We start from the raw sequence: 21,030 nt of genomic DNA on the forward strand, positions 1-21,030 counted from the left end.
CACTTTTCACATAAGTGAAAAAGTTAGTTTTTTAATGAGCAGGGCGAATTAAAACCCTTCACTCAGCTCGACAAATTGTGGTTTGTAAGGATAAATTTGGTATTGGTAATTTAAACATTTCAGCTTGTTTATCTATAATGATAAATATATAGGAAGTATCAAGGGTCTTTTAAAAAATTTAGATTTAAATATTAAAAACAATTATCTGGAATATTTTAAGTTTTTGCTGAAAATAACTTATAATTCGTATAAGGAAAAAATAGAAAATGAGATTTCAAAGGTTAATAGTATAAGCGAGTTGGAAGAATATATTGTAGGATTAACTAAAGAAGAAAGTCTAGATAAATCAATAGAATGGTTAATTAGTGAAGTTAAAAATAAAAAGATTTTAGGTGAAGAAATTATAGAATTGTTGCAAAGAAAAAAAGTTGATTTTTTGAAGTTGAAAGGTAGTTTAATAAAGCTAAATAAGTATGTTAAAAAATTTGAAGGAAATAGTAGTAATCAAAAAAATAGTGATTTAGAAAATATACTAGATGCTTTAATGAGTAGAAAACTAAACAAAAATGATATGAAAGATTTTTGTGTAATACTTGAAGGTATATCATACATAGATTCTAAAAATATAAATGAAAGTACAAAACAAAAAATAGAAAGTATTTATAAAAAAGTATTGGGTTTAAGTGATCAATTAGATGAGGATACTTTATTTGATATATGCTATAAATATTATGAGATTATGATAAATAATAAAATTTAGTTTTATAATATGTTTTTTTATTAAAGTCAGATAGTTTTACATCAGCAATATTTAAAGTGTTGAATAACAATACAAAAATAAACTATAATTAAACTAAAAGAATTTACTGGGGGCGTTACAAATGAATGAGTCAATACACGATTATATGAAGGTTGGATTAATTCACTTCATGGCATATCCGGAATGTGGAAAAGGTGAAGGCCCAATAGAGGAAACTCTTAAGAAAATAGCAGCAGATGATTTCTTTGATGCTGTTGAAATTACTTGGATAAAGGATAAAAAAGTAAGGCAAAATGCAAAGAAAATAATTGAAGAAGCAAATATGGCAGTGGCATATGGAGCACAGCCAAGGTTACTAACTACAGGGCTTAATATAAATGATTTAAATGGGGAAAAAAGACTTGAGGCATTAAAAACACTTAAAGAAGGAATAGATGAAGCCTATGAAATGAACGCTAGAGGTTTTGCTTTTTTAAGTGGTAAGTACACTTTAGATAAAAAAAGTGAGGCTTTTGATGCATTAGTTGATTCTACAAAGGAACTTTGTAAATATGCTAAATCAAAGGGAGATATGAAGGTACTTCTTGAGGTATTTGATTATGATGTAGATAAAAAATCTTTAATAGGACCAGCAAAGCTTGCAAAGATATTTGCAGAAGAGATAACAGAAGAATATGACAATTTTGGGCTTATAGTTGATTTGAGTCATATTCCTCTTCTTCATGAAACCATAGAGGAAGCTATATTACCAGTTAAGGAGTATATACTTCATGCTCACATGGGAAATTGTGTAGTTAAAGATCCAAGTATGGAGGGTTATGGAGATCAGCATCCTGGATTTGGTTTCCCAAATAGTGAATGTGATGTTGAAGAGCTTACAGAATATTTAAGAATATTAAAGTTTATAGGAGTTTTAAATAAAGAAAATCCGCCAATTGTAAGTTTTGAAGTTAAACCTTATAAAGGTGAAAGTTCAGAGGCTGTAATAGAGGGAGCAAAAAAAGTGCTTAATGAAGCTTGGGCAAGAGTTTAAGGAGGATAAAATATATGAAAATTGTTGTTTTAGATGGATGTACATTAAATCCAGGAGATTTATCTTGGAAAGGCATAGAAAAGTTTGGAGAGTTTACTGTATATGATAGGACTGATTATACAGGAAAGGACAAAGAAAAAATAATTGAAAGAGCAAAGGGTGCAGAAGTAATTTTTACTAATAAAACTCCAATTACAAAAGAAATTATGGATAAGCTTCCTGAACTAAAATATATAGGAGTGCTTGCTACTGGATATAATGTTGTTGATTTAAAAGCAGCAAGGGAAAAGGGAATTGTAGTTACAAATATTCCAGCTTATGGAACTCAATCTGTTGTTCAAATGTCAATAGCACTTTTACTTGAAATTTGTGATGGTGTTGGACTTCACAATAAGTCTGTGCATGACGGCGAATGGGAAAATTGCGCAGACTTTTGTTATTGGAAAAAGCCTATTATTGAACTTGCTGGAAAGACGATAGGTATAGTTGGATACGGCAGTATAGGAAAAGCTATGGCTAAAGCAGCGGAAGCTTTAGGCATGAAACTTCTTGTTTTTACACCACATCCAGTATATTCGCTTGAAAATGATAATATGAAGTTTGCAGATTTGGATACTCTATTTTCTAAGTCCGATGTGATATCTCTTCATTGTCCACTTTTTGATGGCAACAAAGGAATGATAAATAAAGCTTCAATATCAGAAATGAAGGATGGAGTTATCATTATAAATACTGCAAGAGGTGGATTAATTGTGGAAAAAGATCTTTATGAAGCACTTGAAAGTGGAAAAGTATATGCAGCAGCAGTTGATGTTGTATCTACAGAACCTATAAATAAGGATAATCCATTAAGACATGCAAAAAACTGCATAATAACTCCACACATAGCTTGGGCAGCTAAAGAGGCAAGACAGAGATTAATGGATATTGCAGAAGATAATTTTAAAAAGTACATTGAAGGAAATCCTATCAATGTAGTAAATAAGTAGACCATATACATGCCGCAGTAATTTATGCGGTATTTTTGTTTTTTGAAAAGACTATGACAGAAAAATTTACCTGGTGAAGTATATATAGTGTAAGACAAAACAGGAGGTGAGGAGCTTGGAGATTAAAGATGAGGAAATTATTGATGGAATATTAAAAAAAGATAAATATGCTATGACCAAATTAATTGATAAGTATGGAAGTATAATTCACAATACTGTTTTTTTTATCCTTAAAGAAAATTATGAAAATGAAAGTATTGATGAATGTGTTGATGACGTATTAATGTGTCTCTGGAAGAACATGGACTGTTTTTCTAAAGAACGAGGAAATTTTAAATGGTGGATTGTTGCCATTGCAAAAAATAAAGCGCTTACCTGCAAAAAGCAGATTAAAAAATCTAAGGATAACGTAGAACTAGATAATGCAAAAATTAAAGCCCCTTATGATATTGAAGAAGACTATCTGCAAAGTGAAAAGAAAAAACAAGCTGTAGCTCTTATTAATTCTAATTTAAGTGAAGAAGATAGGGAAATTTTTATGAGACGATATTTTATGGAAAGCAGCATAAGAGAAATTGCGAGAAAGATGAATTTTACTTCAATAACTGTTTATAACAGGCTAAGTAGAGGACGAAAAAAATTAAAAAAGATTATAAAAGAAAAAAATATAAAATTTGAGGAGGATAAATATGGAAGATAGAGCTGTTTTAATGTCATATAACGATATAACTTTTACAGATGAAGAAATTGAAAAGTATGAATGTACAAAAGTAAAAGACGATATTCTTAAAAGAATGAAAAATAAGGTGAATAGTATTTATGTAAGGGGAAATTTTGATGATGGTTTGTCAAAGGTGGAAGAACAATTTTATGAGGATGAAAATGTACAATGCATATTTGCAGCTGAATCCTATGGAGTTAGAGAAACAAAAATTTTAGTTGGTTTTACAGGTCCATCATCGTTTGCAGCTGGGATTTGGAATAATTGGGGGACAAAAACAATTGTGATTTTAACAAATAAAAGAGTTTTTGTTGCTTATGCTAATGATGTCTATGGTTTTCTTAAAATTAAAAATTATAAATTTGGTGAAATTGAGTTTATAAAAAATATTAAATATAGAGGGAAAGATAATGTTCTTATTATAAAGCCTGTTAATGAAAAAGAAATTAAGATGAATATATATAATGATAAGCATATAAAAACACTGAACTATATAAAAGATACTGTGAAGGTTTATAACGAGAGAAAAAAATTTACAAATAATGATATAGCATTAATAATTGAAATAGCGATCTTTTTGTTTTTAGGAGCAGCACTTGTGGCAAACTTACTATGAAAATATAAAATTTTCATATGACTGCGTCAAATGATTAATTATGATATTTTGGTGCACAGTATTTATATATCCTCTAAACATTGATATAATTATGATATTAGGGGGTGCACTTAATTTGAACAAAAGATTTGAAGGCTATTTGCTTATTTCGGATATGGACGGAACTTTAATTGGAAATGATAGAAAGATATCCGAGAACAACGTAAATGCTATAAAAAAATTTCAACAATATGGTGGAAAATTTGGTGTAGCTACAGGAAGAACTGTAGAATCGGCAAAAAGATATATAGACAATCTTCCTGTAGATACGCCTGTAATACTTTATAATGGTGCTAAGATATATGATTTTAACAAAGAGAAGGTTTTATTTGAAATACCGCTTGAAGAGAAAGTAAAAGAGCTTATAAAAAAGATTAAAAAATATGATGACACTTTAGGGCTTGAAGTATATAGCAATGAGAATACATATATTTATAACCCTTGTAGATTTTCTAATAGATTTAAAAATAGAAAGTATGTTGTGTATTTTGACGTTCCAGAAGAAGTGTGGGAAGAAAATTGGACAAAAGTTCTTATAGTTGGAGAGAAAGATCAAATGGATTATTTAGAAGAAAACTTTGAAAATATTTTTGAAAAAATAAATTTAATTAGGAGCGGAGAAAATTTTCTCGAAATACTTCCTGAGGAAACTTCAAAGGGCTCGGCTATGAAGAAACTTTGTAAAATTATAGGTATGGACATGTCAAATGTAATTTCTGTTGGCGATGAGATGAATGACTATGAAATGATTAAAGAATCAGGTTACGGATTTTGTGTTTCTAATGGAAATAAAAAGCTAATTAGTATGTGCAGCAATGTTTGTGCTCCAAATTATGAGCATGCAATTGAAAATGTTGTGGAATGGGCGTTTGAGAATATATAGTAAAACTACATGAAAGATTAAAATCAAAATAGTTTAGTTTTACAAGTAATTTTAAAAATCTCAGAGTAAAGAGTAGAGAGTACAGAGTAGAGTGAAGGTCGATTTACCTTTCGTTTTACTTAGGTAAATCCTAGAACTTATTAGTGTCAGCTGCGCTGAACACTATATTTTGCGCTATGTGCAAACATTAAGCTTAAGATTTTTCGCAGCGATAGCGGAGAAAAATCAACCATCACTCTACTCTTTACTCTCTACTCTAATTTAAATTTAACAGGATCAATTTTCTATTAGTTATTTTAACATTTAAGGTTATTTATCCGCAATTAAGTTAAGTCTACAATTTTGCCGTTATAAATGTCCTTGTGAGCTATATTTATATTGAATGCTTTTTCGTATTTTCTAATAAAGTTAACTTCATTAGGAGATGCGATAGTTATTGCTGTGCCTTCTGTGCTAGCTCTTCCGCATCTTCCAGATCTATGCAGATAATTTATAGGGTCAATTGGCAGGTCGAGATTAAATATATGAGTTACACCTTTTATATCAAGTCCCCGAGCTGCAATGTCGGAAGCGACTAAAATATTGATTTTACCATTTCTAAAAGCTTCAAGGACTTTTTTTCTGTCCTCTTTTATGTTACTTCCATGGATACCTTCTGCTTTAAGCTTATGATATTTTAATTTAGAGGTAGTTATTTCAATATCATCACTTTTGTTTATAAACACTATTGCTTTATTTGGATTAATTGCGTGAACAAGTTTTCTTAAAAGTTCTATCTTATCTCTTTTGTCACATGTAAAATAATAGTGAGTTATATTGGAATTTACTTCGGTTTTATTTTCTATAGTTATAAATTCGGGTGTTTTCATAAGTTTTTTTGCTTCTGTAATGGTTTCATTTGATATAGTTGCAGAAAATAAAAGCAGCTGTCTTTCCTTTAAAGTTGTTTTAATTACTGCTTTTACTCCATCTATATGAGAACTATCAAGAAGTACGTCAGCTTCATCAACTACTATGGTTTTTATAGTATGAGCTGAGATTTTTCTTTTTTTAATTAAGTCAAAAGTTCTGCCAGGAGTTCCAACTATAATGTGTGGTTTTTCCTTTAATTTCTCGATTTGTCTTTTAATATTTACGTCCCCTATTATTGCTGCTGAGGTGATTTTAACATCTAGGTTATCTGAAAATAAATTAATAGTTTTATATACCTGCATAACCAGTTCATGAGTTGGAGCAAGTATTAAAGCCTGCATTTCTCTTTTATTTGCATCTATTTTTTGAAAGATTGGAAGCAGATATGCAAGAGTTTTTCCAGTTCCAGTTTCTGATTTGCCAATGATGTCTTTATTCATTATGGCTAAAGGAATAACTTTTTCTTGTATAGCTGTTGGAGTTTTAAATCCCATTTTTTCTAAGGTACTTGAAATAGAATGGTTTAGCCCAAGTTTTTCAAATAAATCATTCATTCTTATATGCTCCCTTTTAATTGTCTTTTAGGTATATTCATCTTTATAGCTTTCTCTATTTCTTTCAGAGTTATTTCATCTTTTGGAGTTACAAATAAGCATGTGTAACCTGTTTCGCCAGCTCTTCCAGTTCTACCAATGCGGTGTATATATGCTTCTGGATTTTCGGGAGCATCATAATTGTATATGCTACTAACACCACTTATATCAAGACCTCTGGCAGCAACATCTGTAGCAATTAAATACTGTATATCTCCAGCTCTAAAAGCTTTCATTATTTTTTCACGCTTCTTTTGAGTTATATCGCTGTGAAGTTTTATGCAGTTATATCCATGCTGATGCAGCATTACTTCAAGTTCATCAACTCTTCGTTTTGTTCTGCAAAATATAATAGCCATAAAAGGATTATCTTCATTTAAAACACTGCGTAAAACACTTTGTTTATCATTTAATGTAGTTTCTATTATTTCTTGTTTAATATTGCTGAGAGTTATTTCTTCTTTTTTAGTTGTAATGAATTCTGGACTTACCATGTATCTATAAGCCAATTTCTTAACTTCTGAGCTTATTGTAGCAGAAAAAAATAATGTTTGGTGTTTTTTTGATGAAAGCTTAATAATATCTTCAATGTCCTTTTTGAAGCCCATAAGTAACATTTGATCGGCTTCGTCTATTACAAGGGTTTTTAACTTACTAAGATCAATTGTTTTTCTATTAAGATGATCTAAAAGTCTGCCAGGAGTTGCAACAATTAAATGAATACCTCTTTTTAATTTTTTTAGCTGAGAGTTTATATCCTTGCCACCATAGGCTGATAATATATTTATATCCTTAACAATTTTTAACTTATTGGCTTCTTCTGTTATTTGTATGGCAAGCTCTCTAGTAGGAGTTATAATTAATGCTTGAACGGAATTTGTTTCAGGTGATATATTCTCAAAAATAGGAAGCAAAAATGCAAATGTCTTTCCAGTACCAGTTTGAGCTTCTGCAATCACATCTCTTCCAGCTTTTATTACTTTAATACTTTTTTCTTGAATTTCAGTTGGTCTATCAATTCCTGATGTTTTTAGTACGTCAATTATATCTGCGTTAATACCTAATTTTTTAAAATCCATTCTTTATCAAACCTTTCTTTAAAACGTAACAAATCAATTAATGATATCACATCATTGTAAATAAAGATAGAGAGCGTGAAAAGATGAAATTGGCATTAGCAATTTTTTATATTATTTTTTCAATATTATTTTCATAATCAAGGAGAGGCTTTTTTTGTTTGTCACTGAAAAAAGCAAAAAGTATACCAGGTGTTAAAAATAAGCAACCGCATTTAAACGTGAAACTAAAGGCTTTTACTGTATAGGTCTTAAAGGAATCTTGAATTACTGGGAAAATTTTTTCAGTCTCTTTTTTTTGCTTATCAAAGCTAAGCTTAACTTTGCTTTGCAGCATAGGAGGAATGGATTTTAAAGTTAAAGTTTCTTTTTTATCAATTTCTTTTAGTGTATCAGAAAGAGTTTTGCTTTTTTCGCTGCCAGTTTTTAAGGATGCAATCATTTCTTTTTTGGCATTCGCATCAAATACGGTATCAGCTTTTATGATTTTGGCTACAGAGTTTTTAGCATTAGACATTTGTACGGTCATGCTTGAAGTAAATATAGTTAAAAAGACAGCAACGCCGAGTACAGTACCAAGAGTTCTTGTCATATTATTAACGCCTGAAGTTATACCTACTTTGTCTTTTGGTACATTTTTTACCATGGAATTCATTAAATTAGACATACTTAAGCCCATGCCTGCACCACCTACAATTAGTCTTAGAATTATTTCACTGTTAGTTGAATCTTTGGTGAGAGAACTGTATAAGAAGCATGAGAGCGAAAGCAAACACAAACCTAAAGCACTGAGGCATCTTGCACTAATTTTTTTTACTAAGATGGCAGATGACATAGAGAAAAACATAGAACTTAAAGCCATTGAGGATATTATAATACCTGCATTAAGCTGGCTCAAACCTTTTACTTGAATAAGAAAAAATGATAAAAAATATGAGCCAGACATCATTCCAAGTCCAAGTAAGAATAGTGCAATAGCACCGCTTGTAAAAGGAATAATTTTGAATAAACTTAGAGGAAGCATAGGATTTTTTACTTTTATTTCTGCAATTACGAACAGAATTAAGGTAATAAATGAAACTGCAAAGAGAGAAAGTATAAAGGATGATGTCCAGCCTTTTTCATTTGCTTTTATTAGAGCAAAGGTTAGTGTAAACATGGAAGTTGATATAGTTAAAATTCCAAGAATATCAATACTCTTGTTAGCAGTAGAATCATAGGATTCACTTATAAATTTAAAAGTTAAAAGTAAACATATTATTCCAATAGGAATATTTATAAAAAACACATATCTCCAGTTTAAAAATTCAGTTATGAATCCACCAAGAGAAGGGCCACTTGCAGCAGCGAGACCTGCAAAAGCTCCCCAAAGTGCCATTATTGGGCCTCTTTTTTCTGGCGGAAATATTTCTACGGATAAAGGAACAGTAACAGGAACTACAAAAGCGGCAGATAAACCTTGAAGTGCTCTAAATAATATGAGCATTTCAATTGAAGTTGAAACAGCAGATAAACAAGAACTTAGTGTAAATAAAAATACGCCGCACATAAATAATTTTTTTCTTCCAAATTGGTCAGCGAGCCTTGAAGCAGTTATTATCATTGCAGCAAATGCTAGATTATAGGCATTTACTACCCAGGAAATTTGATTCATTGTTGTGCCAAAGTATTCCGTCATTTTAGGCAAAGTAATGTTTACAATAGTTGTGTCCAAGAGAGCCATAAAAAATCCTAATATTATAGCTATAAATGATATTACTCTGTGTTTAGTGTTCATAGTAAAACCTCCAATAAAATATATTAATATATGATAAACTACTATAATGTATAGTAACATACTAAAAAATATAGAAAGCGAGTACTTTCTATAAAAGCATATGTAATTTATACATCATAGTGTTTTAATACTTTTGAAGACCATTTTTCTAAAAGGTCATATAAATCTTTGTAGAGATCAAGAAGTAAAAATGCATGATCTGGTGTTTCTGTGATTTTTAGTTGCTTATCATAGTTAAAGTTCATTTGAGTCTTGGCTTCATTTATATTTTTTTTAAAGTTTAATAAAAGTTCTTTTCTTTTTTCCAAAGGGGCTTTTTCTATATTAGTTAAGAAGGCATTAAAATCAAAATATATATGTCCGATGTTATTTGAACTATATTCCATTAGTTCACTAAAATAAGAAAGACCTTTTTCGTTTATAGAATAAATTGTTTTTTCTGGCATTTCCCCTTCTTTAACAGTTCTTGAATCTAGGTAGCCCTTTTTGTATAACTTAACTATGTTTTTATATATTGCAGGGCTGCTGATTTTTAACCAATAATGAAGATGCCAGGTTTCAAATTCCTTAACCATTTCATAAGCACTTTTTTCATTATGCTGTAAATACCCAAGTATTATTAAATCTATCTGAGACAAATTATCACCCCTATGTTACATACTACTATAAAGTATAGTAGTATAATATATTTATGTCAATAGCTAAAAATAAGTTTTTAGTTTTTTAGCAATTTGCCTCTTAGATTTATTAATTTTCTTTAACATCTCAAAATACAGTTACTTCACCTTCTTTTTTTCTCAGCAAACTTTAAGGTTATTCTAAGCTTATATTAAATTTAGGGGAGTATAGTTAAAGAAAATTAAGAATAAAAACTTGTGTATATATAAAGTTAGCAAAGGAGGAAATATAAAATGAAGAAAAAGTCTGGGATTTTAATTGTAATATTAAGTATATTTGTAACGGCAGTTTTATGGGGGAGCTCTAAACCTACTAGGACAATTCCAGTTGTAACTCAGTATTCTGAACTTTTAGCTTCTTTGGCACTTTTAGCTTTTGCCTTTATAAATTTTATTTCTACAAGGAATAAAATTTTAGATGATATATTTGATGGATTAGATAAATCTTATATATACCATAAATATTTAAGTATTTCAGCACTTTTATTGGTTGTAATTCACGATATAACGATAAGTATTGGAAAAAGAGTTCAAAGAAGTGAAGGAATTAGAATACCTAGAGATCCATATGCAATGTATGGAAGCTTTAGCTTATATTTATTTGTAATTCTTATACTTGCGGCTATTTTGTTAAAAAAACTTAATTATGAAAGATGGAAAAACATACACAAATTTATGATTATTGCTTATGCAATGGGAATTTATCATTATTACGGAAGTTCAGATTATGCTGCATTATCGTTTAGCGTATTTAGCATTTGGATGAATATTGTAAATATAATAGGAATTTTATCAGCTGTGTATAGTGTTTTTATATATGAAAGAGCAGCGTTTAAATATCGATTTAAGGTTTCTAAATTAAATGTAGTTGCAAATGGAACTTTAGAGATTACAGGAAGTTCACTTGGAAAAAGTATGAGCTTTAAGCCTGGACAGTTTGCGTTTTTGAAAATAAATGGTGGAAAAAATAACTTTACATCTCATCCATTTACAATAAGTGAAGCCCCAAAAGAAGATGAAATTCAATTTACAATTAAGGGGCTTGGAGATCATACAAAGGATTTATTTGAAACTCTTAAGGTTGGGGATGAATTTTCTGTGGAAGGACCTCATGGAAAGTTTGACTATAAAAATGGACTTAAAGATCAAATATGGATTGCTGGTGGAATTGGAGTTACTCCCTTTAGAAGTTTTCTTCAAGGGGACATTCCTCAAAATTATTCTATTGATTTTTTCTATGCGTATAATAATTCAGAAGAGGGCGCTTACGTGGAAGAATTAAAAACTTTAGTTAACAACAAAAATGTTAGATTGCACCTTGTTAATTCTAAGGAAAAAGGTTTTTTAACAGTAGATAAAATATTTCAAGAGGTTAAGATTACAGAAAAATTTGATGTTTACTTCTGTGGCCCTAAACCTATGAGAGAAGCTCTAAAAAAGCAGTTTGAGAGCAGTAAGGTGAGTCTCAATGAGCTCCACTATGAAAACTTTCAATTTAAATAAAAATTGCGAAGTAACAGTATTTTGAGATGTTAAATGAAAACTATAAATCTAAATCATCTCTTCAATACTGTTACTTCGCTAAGCCGGAAATTCAAGGTGGATTTTTCTCCGTTTCTCTACGAAAAATGCACTGTAAACATGGTTAAACAATATAATTTAATAGACATATCATATGTAAATTGGTTACAAAGATTCATGCCTAAAATTCCGTAGGTACGGAGGGATTTTTTCCTTGCACTACATTGTTACTTCGCACCATTTTATTGTTCGTGAATAACAAGTTCTAAAACATCTGGACGTGAATAGTGGCCTGTTCCATCAAATTCCATACGGCTAAGCGGAACCTTGTCCATATCGATGGCTATGTAGATAATTTCTTCTTTGTCCCATACAGGGTCTTTTACGTAATGTCCAAATGGATCGATAATGCAGCTGCCGCCGGTAAGAACTTTGTCTGGTAATTTTGCTATTTCATCTGGACAATGGAAGATATCAGGATACATATCTTTTGTGACATATTGATTTACATTAATTACATAGCAGTGTCCTTCTAGTGCTATGTGACGTATTGTAGTTTGCCATTCTTCATTGTTGTTTGTGTTAGGTGCAAGATAAAGTGTGACTCCTTTCTCATAAAGAGCAACACGTGCTAAAGGCATATAATTTTCCCAGCATATCAAACTACCCATGTTTCCAAAGGGGGTATCGATGATAGGAAATCCACCTTCATAGCCATCCCCCCAGATAAAACGTTCTGCACCAGTTGGCTTTAATTTACGATGTTTGTAGGCAAGTTTTCCATCTGGTGAGAAAATGAGATTGGTACAATAAAGAGTACAGGTGTTGATATCTCTTTCTGTAATACCAATACTAACATAAGCATGTACTTCACCAGCTGCTTTGGCAATGCGGTCTGTATCAGTACTTGGTACAATAACAGAATTGTCGTAATAAACCTTCCAGTCTTTTCTGCCTTCCTCGTTGCGATTGCCTATAGTAAAGCCAAAGGTCATTCCATATGGATAGCAAGGAATAAAAGATTCTGGAAAGACAATTAAATTGACATCTTGCTTTCCAGCTTCAAGAATTTCCTGAACAACTTTATCAATAGTTGCATCTTTATTAAACATAACAGGTGCTGCTTGCACAAGAGCAACTTTGCAATTTTTTTCTAATTGTTTCAAGCTTAATACCCCCTTTATACTTGTGTGATTTATATTTTGATTATATTATAGTATAATTTCAGTATCAATTAATAAAATCTCAATCTGTTATAGTACAAAATCAAGGGAGCTGTTTAAATTGCTAAAGTACCAATTGATTGCTAAATATATCAAAGATGAAATTTCAAGCGGAAGTTTGGCGGCAAAGAAAAAATTACCGTCACTTAGAAGGGTATCTGAATTGTTTGATTGCAGTGTTGGTACAGTTTTAAAAGCTTATACTGAACTTGAAAAGGAGCATATAGTTTATTCTTTATCCAAAAGTGGTTATTATGTACTAGAAAGTGATCTTTTTAATAATAATTCATATGACAACTCTTTAATTGATTTCTCATCTGGAGCTCCAGATATTAAAACTTTGCCTTATAAAAAATTTCAACATTGCTTAAATAATGCTATAGAACTTTATAAAGAAAATCTGTTTACATATTCTAATCCAAGAGGACTTAATTCATTAATACAGGTTCTAACTAAGCATCTAGAGGAATATCAAGTATTTACTAAGCCTGAGAATATTGTTATAACTACAGGTTCTCAGCAAGCATTAAATATCTTAACAAATATGTCATTTCCAAATGGAAATTCTAAGGTACTTGTGGAACAACCAACTTACTATGGAATGATTAGAACCCTAGAATTAAATAATATTCCTACCGTGGGAATTGAAAGAAGATTTAATGGCATAAATCTTGAAAAATTAGAAAGGCTGTTTAAATACGGCAGCATTAAATTCTTTTATACTATTCCTAGATTTCACAACCCAACAGGAAATTCATATACTAGGCAGGAAAAAGAGGCAATTGCAAAAATGGCTGAAAAATATAATGTATATATTGTTGAAGATGATATTATGGCGGATTTAGAAACAGATAAGAAATCTGATCCTATATTTGCTTATGACACTTCTTCAAAAGTAATTTATTTAAAAAGCTATTCTAAAATTCTTATGCCTGGTTTAAGAATTGCGGCAGTTATATTGCCTAAATTACTTATAAATACTTTTCTAGAATATAAAAAATGGTTAGATATGAATAGTCCAATATTATCTCAAGGTGCTTTAGAAATTTATTTGAAAAGCGACATGCTAAGTAAACACAGAAAAAAAATGAGCAAATTGTATTCTGATAGAATGAGCTGCTTAGAAAATACTCTTTCGTCACTTAAACAATCTAAAATAAAATGGAATGTCCCTAAGTCTGGGTATTTTGCTTGTATTTATATAGATAATAAATTGAGATATGACAAAATAATGAGCACATTATCAAATCAAAATATACAATTGTTAGATACAAGGACTTGTTTTTTGAGAGAATATAAAACTGATAATTATTTTAGGATTAGCATAAGTAAAACGAATGAAGAGAAGATTAAGAGAGGTATTCCTGTAGTAATAGATACTATACAAAAATATTTAACTGATGACAATGAAAGTTTTGATTCTTATCCTAAAATATAAGAGCATAACCAATAAAATGGCTGTGCTCTTTATTTTATTAATACGCATTAATATTTAATTTAACAAGTATTTTTGATTTTAGAATAGGAAGAAATATGTATACTTATAAATTTTAGGCAAATAGGTTTTTAGTCAACATTGAAATGTATGATATTCATTTGAATTATGCTTGACTTGAGTATACGACACGAGTATAATTATTGTACTACTGAAATTATATTATACCACATTTCAAAATAAAAGTCAATAGTAAAATTGAAAAAAGGGGTGCTTTTTTATGAATATACCTGATATTTTTACTTTGGAACAAGCAAGTTTAAATGAATTTTATGCTAATGAATTACTTCAAACTAATGAAGAAACTGAAAAATATGGCTTGGTGCTGACTTTAGAGGATGCAAAGCAAATTATAAAACAAAGAAGAAAAACACTTAAAGGTTATGGGAGAATCGATTTAAATTTTGATGTTGTGAAAAAAATAATTAAGATTTTTAGTTCATCAACCTTTATAAATGATGAAAATTATGTAGATATTATAATTGGTCTCCAGGAAACTTTTTATTATTTAAAGAATGAAACAGAAGATCAAATTGGTGATGATAAGTTAATTAATATAATGAAAAACTTGTTTGAAAATTCCTGTGAGGGTTCTCTTGAATTATTGAATAGTAGATTAGAAGAATTTTCGAGAACTTTTAGAAAGAATTTATGTTAGGGAGATGATGGTGTGATTTTAAAGCTTAAAAATAAGGTGTTGGTAAATAGCGAGGGAAAGATAAACGTTAAAAAGTTAAATAAAAATCAATATATAATTTCGCTTTTTAAAGAAGCAATAAAAATTGGATTAATGAGTGAGAATGAAATAATTAGAGTTCAAGTTGATATAATGAATTTGCTAAAAGATTTAATTTTAAGATATACAAAAGGGGAAAGCACTTCTGTCACTGTAGAAACCTCTGAAAGTTTGCTTAATTCCATTTTATATGCGATAGATTTTTATATGCTTAAAATGGATAGTCCAGAAGCAGCAGTTATGGAACTAAAAGAAAAAAGTATAAAACAAATATACGAAAACGGTATTGAGCTTATTAGAAATTGTATAATTGATACAAAAAAGTTGTATGGAAAAATAAAGAGAAACAAGCTTAGGATTGAGCTTGAACCTTATAATACTACGATAGAAGAAATTTTATGTTTTTTTGAAGAATATAATATAGTTTTTGGAGCACATAATGGAATGGGTAGCATAGATTATCCCTTGGTATTTGACGATATGACAGTAAGAGGAGTTTCATATATTAAAAATTATTTAGAGCATTTAGAAATTGAAACTGAATTTTGCAGGTTGTTTAGCGAAAAAGAGATTAATAGAATCTTAGTTGGTTATGAAAAAATGTGCAGGTTAAGCCATAACATAGAGTTAATAAATATATTTGAAATTTTAATAAATAATTCTTTATTTTCTGTTTTATGCGGTAATGAAGCAAGGCAGCTAAATATAACAAAATATCAATTTAATAAGATGAATGAAAAACTTAAGAGGCTTACCCAGGTAGATGGACTTATAAATGATGCTATATTCAGGATAGTTGATGAGTTAAGGATAAAAAATGAATTTCTTATAGGATATATAAATAATTACAAGAAGTTATTTGAAAAGAGGCTTATAAGCGTATTAAAAAATAACCGCTTAGATACTTTTATAGTGGTAGAGAATAAAGAAGAAGTAAAATACACTTTTGCTTTTGATGAAGGAAAAAGGATGAGTGAAGGTGAATTTAATTCAATGGTAAAAAGAATAATGAAGGTATCAAAAATTGAAGATAAGATTGAAATTATAAATTCAAATGTCAATTCACTTCAGGACTTCATTGATGTTTTTAACTGCGATTGTTTTTTTGGAGAAGAATTCGAAAAGGTGTTTGATTCACTTTCTGATATTGAACTTGCCATTTTTGTAAAAGTAGTGTTTTATGAGGAACTTAGGAATGAAACAGCTGATTTATCAATTATTATATATCAGAAGAGAGACGTTGAGGCTGAATGGCAGGAACATTTCATTAAATTTATGGAAGGGTTATGCAGGGAGAGAATGGCTAAAATTGAAGAAGTGCTTGATAAAATAGACTATGAGGAAATTAAATTTTACTAAAAGTATTATTTTAAATTCACCTATATAAATACAATATTACAAATGTACATTACAAGTTTCAAGGTCCCAGATGGTTCTGAAATGTTTATGAACGTAGGCAAGCATGATATAATAAAAACAAATTTTAGATTTTTACGGGGGACATAGGATGAGTAGTGAAAAAATTCTTGTAGTAGATGACGATAAAGAAATACTTAGTTTAATAGAGTTTAACCTAAAAAATGAAGACTATAGCATATTAAAAGCTTGCAATGGTGAGGAAGCCCTTAAACTTGTAGAAAGCACAGATATTCAATTAATAATACTTGATATAATGATGCCTAAGGTTGACGGCATGGAGGTTTGCAGAAGAGTTAGAATGACGAAAAACATTCCAATTATAATACTGAGTGCAAAATCTTCTGAGATAGATAAAGTTATTGGCTTAAGTACAGGAGCAGATGATTATGTAATAAAACCCTTTAGTACGGTAGAACTTATTGCAAGAGTTAAAGCTCAGCTTAGAAGGTATATGTATTTAAGCGGTAATAGCAATGAAAAAGCAGAAGATACTGTAATAAACCTTAATGGTCTGCAAATCAATAAAGAAACTTTTGAGGTTAAAGTTTATGGAAAAGAAATTAATCTGACCAAAACAGAATATGAAATTGTTCTCTTGATGGCAGAAAATTCTAACAGAGTTTTTCCTCTAGAAGAAATTTTTGAAAGAGTATGGAAGGAAAAATATTTCCAGGGCAATAATACGGTTATGGTTCATATAGCTAGAATTAGAGAAAAACTTGAAGAAAACCCTAGGGAACCTAAAATCATAAAAACTGTCTGGGGGGTTGGCTATAAAATTGAAAGCTAATTTATTTAAAGGAATTCAATTTAAAATACTAAAAGCTTTTATGTTAAGTATTTTTTTATCGGCAATATTAACTACTTTTATGTTATTTAAATTTTTAAAGTCAGCATATAATGTCAATTATAATAGTAGTGGCGAATGGGCTAATAATCATTTAAAGCTTACTGCATATATCATGATTGTATCATTTATTATTTTTGTTATTATAACTACTGCGTTTTTTTATATATTTACAAGAAAAATAATTTATAACATAAATGATATAAATGAAAACATCAATGAGATTTCAAAGGGGAATTTTAAGGTTAATATTAAAGTAAATACAAAAGATGAGATAGGGCAAATAGCTAATAATATTAATATTATGTCAAGAAAGCTTGAGGAGTTAATTGAAAAAGATCGTGAAAATGAAAGAATGAAAAATGAAATGATAAGTAATATTTCACATGATATAAGAACTCCGTTAACATCAGTTATAGGATATGTAGAAGCTATGAAAAAATTAGGTTACAAGGATAAGGAAGCCTCAGATAACTGCATGGAGATTATATTGAAAAAATGTGATGAACTAAAAAAACTAGTGAATGACTTACTTGAGTATACAAGCATTAATTTTAAAGGGATTAATATAAAAAAAGATAAGTTAAGCATAACGGATGTATTGGAGCAGATAATGATTGGCTTTATTCCAATGCTTGAAAAATCTAATATGACATTTAATATAAAAGCACCTTATGAAAAGATATTCATTAGTGGGGATGTTCATTTAATACTAAGGCTTTTTGAAAATATTATAAATAACAATATTTTTTATGGAGGCCAGGGGAAGAAGCTAGATATTGAAATTAGTCAATTTAAAAGTATGGCTTCTGTGAGTATAAAAAATTACGGTAAGAAGATACCAAAAGAAGATATACCCTATATATTTGAAAGATTCTTTAGAAGTGAAAAATCAAGAAACAACAACACTGGGGGTAAGGGAATGGGACTTGCTATAGCTAAAAGTATTGCAGAGGTTCATAAAGGTGATATTAAAGTTACGAGCAGCGATACTGAAACAGTTTTTCAAATATTACTGCCAATTTCACAATCGTAAGGTTTTCGTAAGAATTTATTAAATGTTTCGTAAGATGTTTTTTGTAAATTTATCTTAAAGTTAAGTTTACAGAGGAGAGGAACAAATTATGAAACATATTAATAAATTTTTTTTGATTTTAGTCTTAATGTTTTTGATTTTATTAAAGCCGATTACTGCATCTGCAAAGGTAGTAGAAGGGCAAGCTTTAAATTCATATTTAGATAAGATAACAAAGGAAAATTTTCAAAAATATAGGCTGCCAAGTTTATGTATGGTAGTTGTTAAGGATGGAAAGATAATTTATGAAAATGCTTTAGGTTATGCAGATGTTAAAAATAAAATTAAAGCTGATGTAAATAGTTCTGTTTATAGAATAGGTTCTACATCAAAGATTTTTACAGAAACTGCAATTATGCAGCTTTATGAGCAGGGAAAAATAGATTTAAAGGAAGATGCTAATAAATATTTAGGTGATATTAAAATACAAAATAAATTTGCAAAAAAAGTAACTGTAGAAAACCTACTTACACATACTTCTGGAATTGATGAAGCTACATTTCCGTATACTGCTGTAAAAACTCAAAGTGACATGATATCTTTATCAAGTTTTTTGAGAAAACATCAGCCAGTAGTTACAACTGAACCTGGAAAAGTATGTTTGTACAGCAATATAGGAATAGATTTATTGGGACATATTATAGAAAGTGTATCAGGAATGAAATACGAAGCTTACGTACAAAAAAATATTTTTAACGTGCTCAATATGAACAATAGTAAAGTTTCTTTGCCGCTAAATGGTATGACAAAAAATTATGATTCTCTCGTAGAAACCGGTTATGTTTACTATAATGATAGCCCAGCAGGAGGCATAAATTCAACACCGTTAGACATAGCAAAGTTTATGATGGCGCATTTGCAAAAAGGAGTTTATAAGAATAACAAAATTTTAAAGGAAAGTACAGTAAAATTAATGCAAGAACATCATTTTTCCAATGATAAAAATTTATGTGGAATTGGTTATGGATTTTGGGAGAAAAATTTTAATGGAAAAAGAATTCTTTCTCATGAAGGAGCTCTTTCAGTGGGATATTTTGATGATATGCTGCTTGATACAGAAGAAAATCTAGGAGTATATATAGTATCAAATAATTTAACTTCAGCTGCACCTGCAATAACTGATATAGAAAATGCTTTTTTTAATAAATATTATTCGGACAAAAAAACTAAAAGTTATAGCAGTAATACAATAAATGATAAAGAAGCTTCAAAATATATAGGTACTTATAGATTATATCAAGATAATGCAAAGGGCAATATTTTAAAGTTCATAAATCTTTTAGGTTCTATTGACGAAAATGAAGATGTACAAATTGAATATAGTAAAAAGGAAAATTCACTAATTTATAAAGGCATAAGTCATATGAAGAAAAAGGAAAATACAAAATTGATAGCGGTTTCTGGAAATCTTTTTAGGCGAGCTGACAATAACGAGTTAGTTGCTTTTGGAGAAGATAATAACAAGATTAAATATGTGTTTTTTAATGATAGACCCTATGATAGTTTTGAAAGGGTTGATTTTAAGGATAACTATAAGTTAAGTTTAGCTATACTTATGGTTGCAATGTTGTTCTTCATGTTTCAAATAGTTAAGAATGTGTTCATAGGATTTAAGAAATTAATTAAAGGAAAATGTATTTTTAAAGATAATGAAATTAGTACAAGCAGAATATTTAAGGTATTGGTTTTTATTATAAGTGTATTAAATATAGTCAATTTATTTGGAATTTTATATTGGATGATGTCCTTTGACATGTATTACAGTATACCTTGGTACGTAAAAGCCGCACCAATAATTTTTATAATCTCAACAGTTCTTATTATATGTAGCAGTATTGCATTTATCCTCGTTATTAAGAGAGAAAAAACTAAGCTTTCTTATAAAATTTTAAATTCTATTAGTATTTTAGTTATGTATGCTTTTGTGTTTTTTATATGTAACTGGAATTTGATTGGATTTAGATATTAGTAAGAATCTGGGATATAACGGAAAAGAGTATAGCTATATGCAAATGAGAAGAAAACAAAGACGTATGAACATTTCTTAAGCTTTTATAGCAAATATAATATTATTCCAAAGTCTATTATAACTGCTGCAGATAGCCCAATATTAAACTTAATTATAGATTTAAATATGGGAATAAGTATTGTTTCTAAAAAAATTAAAGAACTTAATAATGGAAGATCTTCATTTGTAGAAAAAGAAGGAGAAAATCCAATAGGGGATATTCTCCTTCTTTTTTATATATTTACTTAAACTTTAGAAATGGTACAATTATAGATAGGAAACTTGGAAATTCAAAAGTACAAGGAAGCAATAGAGGAATCTCGGTAAACTGGAATTTAGTGAAGTAATATTGATTTGGGATATTAAATAAAGCTAATAAATCTAAGATGATAAATCCTAAAATTCTAAGAACTTTCAATAACTCGCCTTTGGCTCAAACAGATTGAAAGTTCTAAGACTTTTACGATTTATCATCTAAGATTTATAAAGCTTTATTTAAACCATCACAAGTCAACATTACTTCACTGGGCCCGAAAGGCAAGGAATATTTTTCTCCGTTTCTCTACGAAAAATACACTATTAGCGAGATTTTACAATAAAAATAGTGATAAATTGTTTAAATAATGAACT

Annotated in this window: 19 protein-coding genes; 14 read left to right on the forward strand and 5 right to left on the reverse strand. The window is 29.4% G+C overall.

What is annotated here, in order from left to right; genetic code table 11:
- The first annotated feature begins 223 nt into the window (after positions 1 to 223).
- From LQK79_RS08045 to LQK79_RS08070, 6 genes are all read left to right on the forward strand, one after another.
- Positions 224 to 760 (forward strand): hypothetical protein, encoded by a 537-nt coding sequence (locus tag LQK79_RS08045; RefSeq protein WP_157055628.1) that lies wholly within the window; start codon positions 224 to 226, stop codon positions 758 to 760.
- A 121-nt stretch (positions 761 to 881) separates the two neighbouring features.
- On the forward strand, positions 882 to 1,793 hold the full coding sequence (locus tag LQK79_RS08050) for a sugar phosphate isomerase/epimerase family protein (protein ID WP_053240716.1): 912 nt from the start codon (positions 882 to 884) through the stop codon (positions 1,791 to 1,793).
- Positions 1,794 to 1,807: 14 nt separating this feature from the next.
- Positions 1,808 to 2,782 carry a D-2-hydroxyacid dehydrogenase gene (locus LQK79_RS08055; RefSeq protein WP_231016168.1) on the forward strand — a complete coding sequence of 325 codons (975 nt, stop codon included), beginning with the start codon at positions 1,808 to 1,810 and terminating at the stop codon, positions 2,780 to 2,782.
- A gap of 115 nt (positions 2,783 to 2,897) precedes the next feature.
- Positions 2,898 to 3,482, forward strand: a complete 585-nt coding sequence (locus LQK79_RS08060; protein WP_157055627.1) for a sigma-70 family RNA polymerase sigma factor — start codon at positions 2,898 to 2,900, stop codon at positions 3,480 to 3,482.
- A complete protein-coding gene (locus tag LQK79_RS08065; protein ID WP_053240714.1) occupies positions 3,472 to 4,119 on the forward strand; it encodes a hypothetical protein in 648 nt (215 codons plus the stop codon). The genes LQK79_RS08060 and LQK79_RS08065 overlap by 11 nt, the downstream gene beginning before the upstream one ends.
- Before the next feature lie 115 nt (positions 4,120 to 4,234).
- A complete protein-coding gene (locus LQK79_RS08070) occupies positions 4,235 to 5,041 on the forward strand; it encodes an HAD family hydrolase (RefSeq protein ID WP_231016169.1) in 807 nt (268 codons plus the stop codon).
- Positions 5,042 to 5,364: 323 nt separating this feature from the next.
- Here LQK79_RS08070 and LQK79_RS08075 read toward each other — a convergent pair whose 3' ends face one another.
- The 4 genes from LQK79_RS08075 to LQK79_RS08090 all read right to left on the reverse strand — a co-directional run bounded on the left by LQK79_RS08075 (position 5,365) and on the right by LQK79_RS08090 (position 10,037).
- The gene (locus LQK79_RS08075; protein WP_231016170.1) at positions 5,365 to 6,507 is read right to left on the reverse strand and encodes a DEAD/DEAH box helicase; all 1,143 of its coding nucleotides are present in this window, start codon (positions 6,505 to 6,507) and stop codon (positions 5,365 to 5,367) included.
- Positions 6,508 to 6,509: 2 nt separating this feature from the next.
- Positions 6,510 to 7,625, reverse strand: coding sequence for a DEAD/DEAH box helicase (locus LQK79_RS08080; protein WP_053240713.1), 1,116 nt, complete (start codon positions 7,623 to 7,625; stop codon positions 6,510 to 6,512).
- Between the two features lie 106 nt (positions 7,626 to 7,731).
- Positions 7,732 to 9,399: an MFS transporter gene (locus tag LQK79_RS08085; RefSeq protein ID WP_231016171.1), complete on the reverse strand. Its 1,668-nt coding sequence runs from the start codon at positions 9,397 to 9,399 to the stop codon at positions 7,732 to 7,734.
- A gap of 107 nt (positions 9,400 to 9,506) precedes the next feature.
- A complete protein-coding gene (locus tag LQK79_RS08090; protein ID WP_231016172.1) occupies positions 9,507 to 10,037 on the reverse strand; it encodes a PadR family transcriptional regulator in 531 nt (176 codons plus the stop codon).
- 273 nt (positions 10,038 to 10,310) lie between these two features.
- Here LQK79_RS08090 and LQK79_RS08095 point away from each other — a divergent pair, with 273 nt between their 5' ends.
- Positions 10,311 to 11,579 (forward strand): ferredoxin reductase family protein, encoded by a 1,269-nt coding sequence (locus LQK79_RS08095; RefSeq protein ID WP_231016173.1) that lies wholly within the window; start codon positions 10,311 to 10,313, stop codon positions 11,577 to 11,579.
- Positions 11,580 to 11,839: 260 nt separating this feature from the next.
- Here the strand turns inward: LQK79_RS08095 and LQK79_RS08100 are convergent, their stop codons facing one another.
- Complete coding sequence (locus tag LQK79_RS08100) at positions 11,840 to 12,763, reverse strand: carbon-nitrogen hydrolase family protein (RefSeq protein WP_053240711.1); 924 nt, start codon at positions 12,761 to 12,763, stop codon at positions 11,840 to 11,842.
- A gap of 118 nt (positions 12,764 to 12,881) precedes the next feature.
- Here LQK79_RS08100 and LQK79_RS08105 point away from each other — a divergent pair, with 118 nt between their 5' ends.
- From LQK79_RS08105 to LQK79_RS20860, 7 genes are all read left to right on the forward strand, one after another.
- Positions 12,882 to 14,258 carry an aminotransferase-like domain-containing protein gene (locus LQK79_RS08105; protein ID WP_231016174.1) on the forward strand — a complete coding sequence of 459 codons (1,377 nt, stop codon included), beginning with the start codon at positions 12,882 to 12,884 and terminating at the stop codon, positions 14,256 to 14,258.
- 277 nt (positions 14,259 to 14,535) lie between these two features.
- Entirely contained in the window at positions 14,536 to 14,973 is a 438-nt protein-coding gene (locus LQK79_RS08110) for a DUF6323 family protein (protein ID WP_231016175.1), read from the forward strand.
- A gap of 12 nt (positions 14,974 to 14,985) precedes the next feature.
- Complete coding sequence (locus LQK79_RS08115) at positions 14,986 to 16,410, forward strand: DUF6179 domain-containing protein (protein ID WP_053240709.1); 1,425 nt, start codon at positions 14,986 to 14,988, stop codon at positions 16,408 to 16,410.
- A gap of 148 nt (positions 16,411 to 16,558) precedes the next feature.
- Positions 16,559 to 17,260 carry a response regulator transcription factor gene (locus tag LQK79_RS08120; RefSeq protein WP_053240708.1) on the forward strand — a complete coding sequence of 234 codons (702 nt, stop codon included), beginning with the start codon at positions 16,559 to 16,561 and terminating at the stop codon, positions 17,258 to 17,260.
- The gene (locus LQK79_RS08125) at positions 17,250 to 18,353 is read left to right on the forward strand and encodes a sensor histidine kinase (protein ID WP_157055626.1); all 1,104 of its coding nucleotides are present in this window, start codon (positions 17,250 to 17,252) and stop codon (positions 18,351 to 18,353) included. Before LQK79_RS08120 ends, LQK79_RS08125 begins: the two co-directional genes overlap by 11 nt.
- A gap of 88 nt (positions 18,354 to 18,441) precedes the next feature.
- Entirely contained in the window at positions 18,442 to 20,361 is a 1,920-nt protein-coding gene (locus tag LQK79_RS08130) for a serine hydrolase domain-containing protein (RefSeq protein ID WP_231016176.1), read from the forward strand.
- Positions 20,362 to 20,526: 165 nt separating this feature from the next.
- Positions 20,527 to 20,649, forward strand: coding sequence for a hypothetical protein (locus LQK79_RS20860; protein WP_269144091.1), 123 nt, complete (start codon positions 20,527 to 20,529; stop codon positions 20,647 to 20,649).
- The last annotated feature ends 381 nt before the right edge of the window (positions 20,650 to 21,030 follow it).

The sequence above is a fragment of the Clostridium guangxiense genome, assembly GCF_021043395.1.
In the GTDB taxonomy this organism is placed as follows: Bacteria; Bacillota; Clostridia; order Clostridiales; family Clostridiaceae; genus Clostridium_S; species Clostridium_S guangxiense.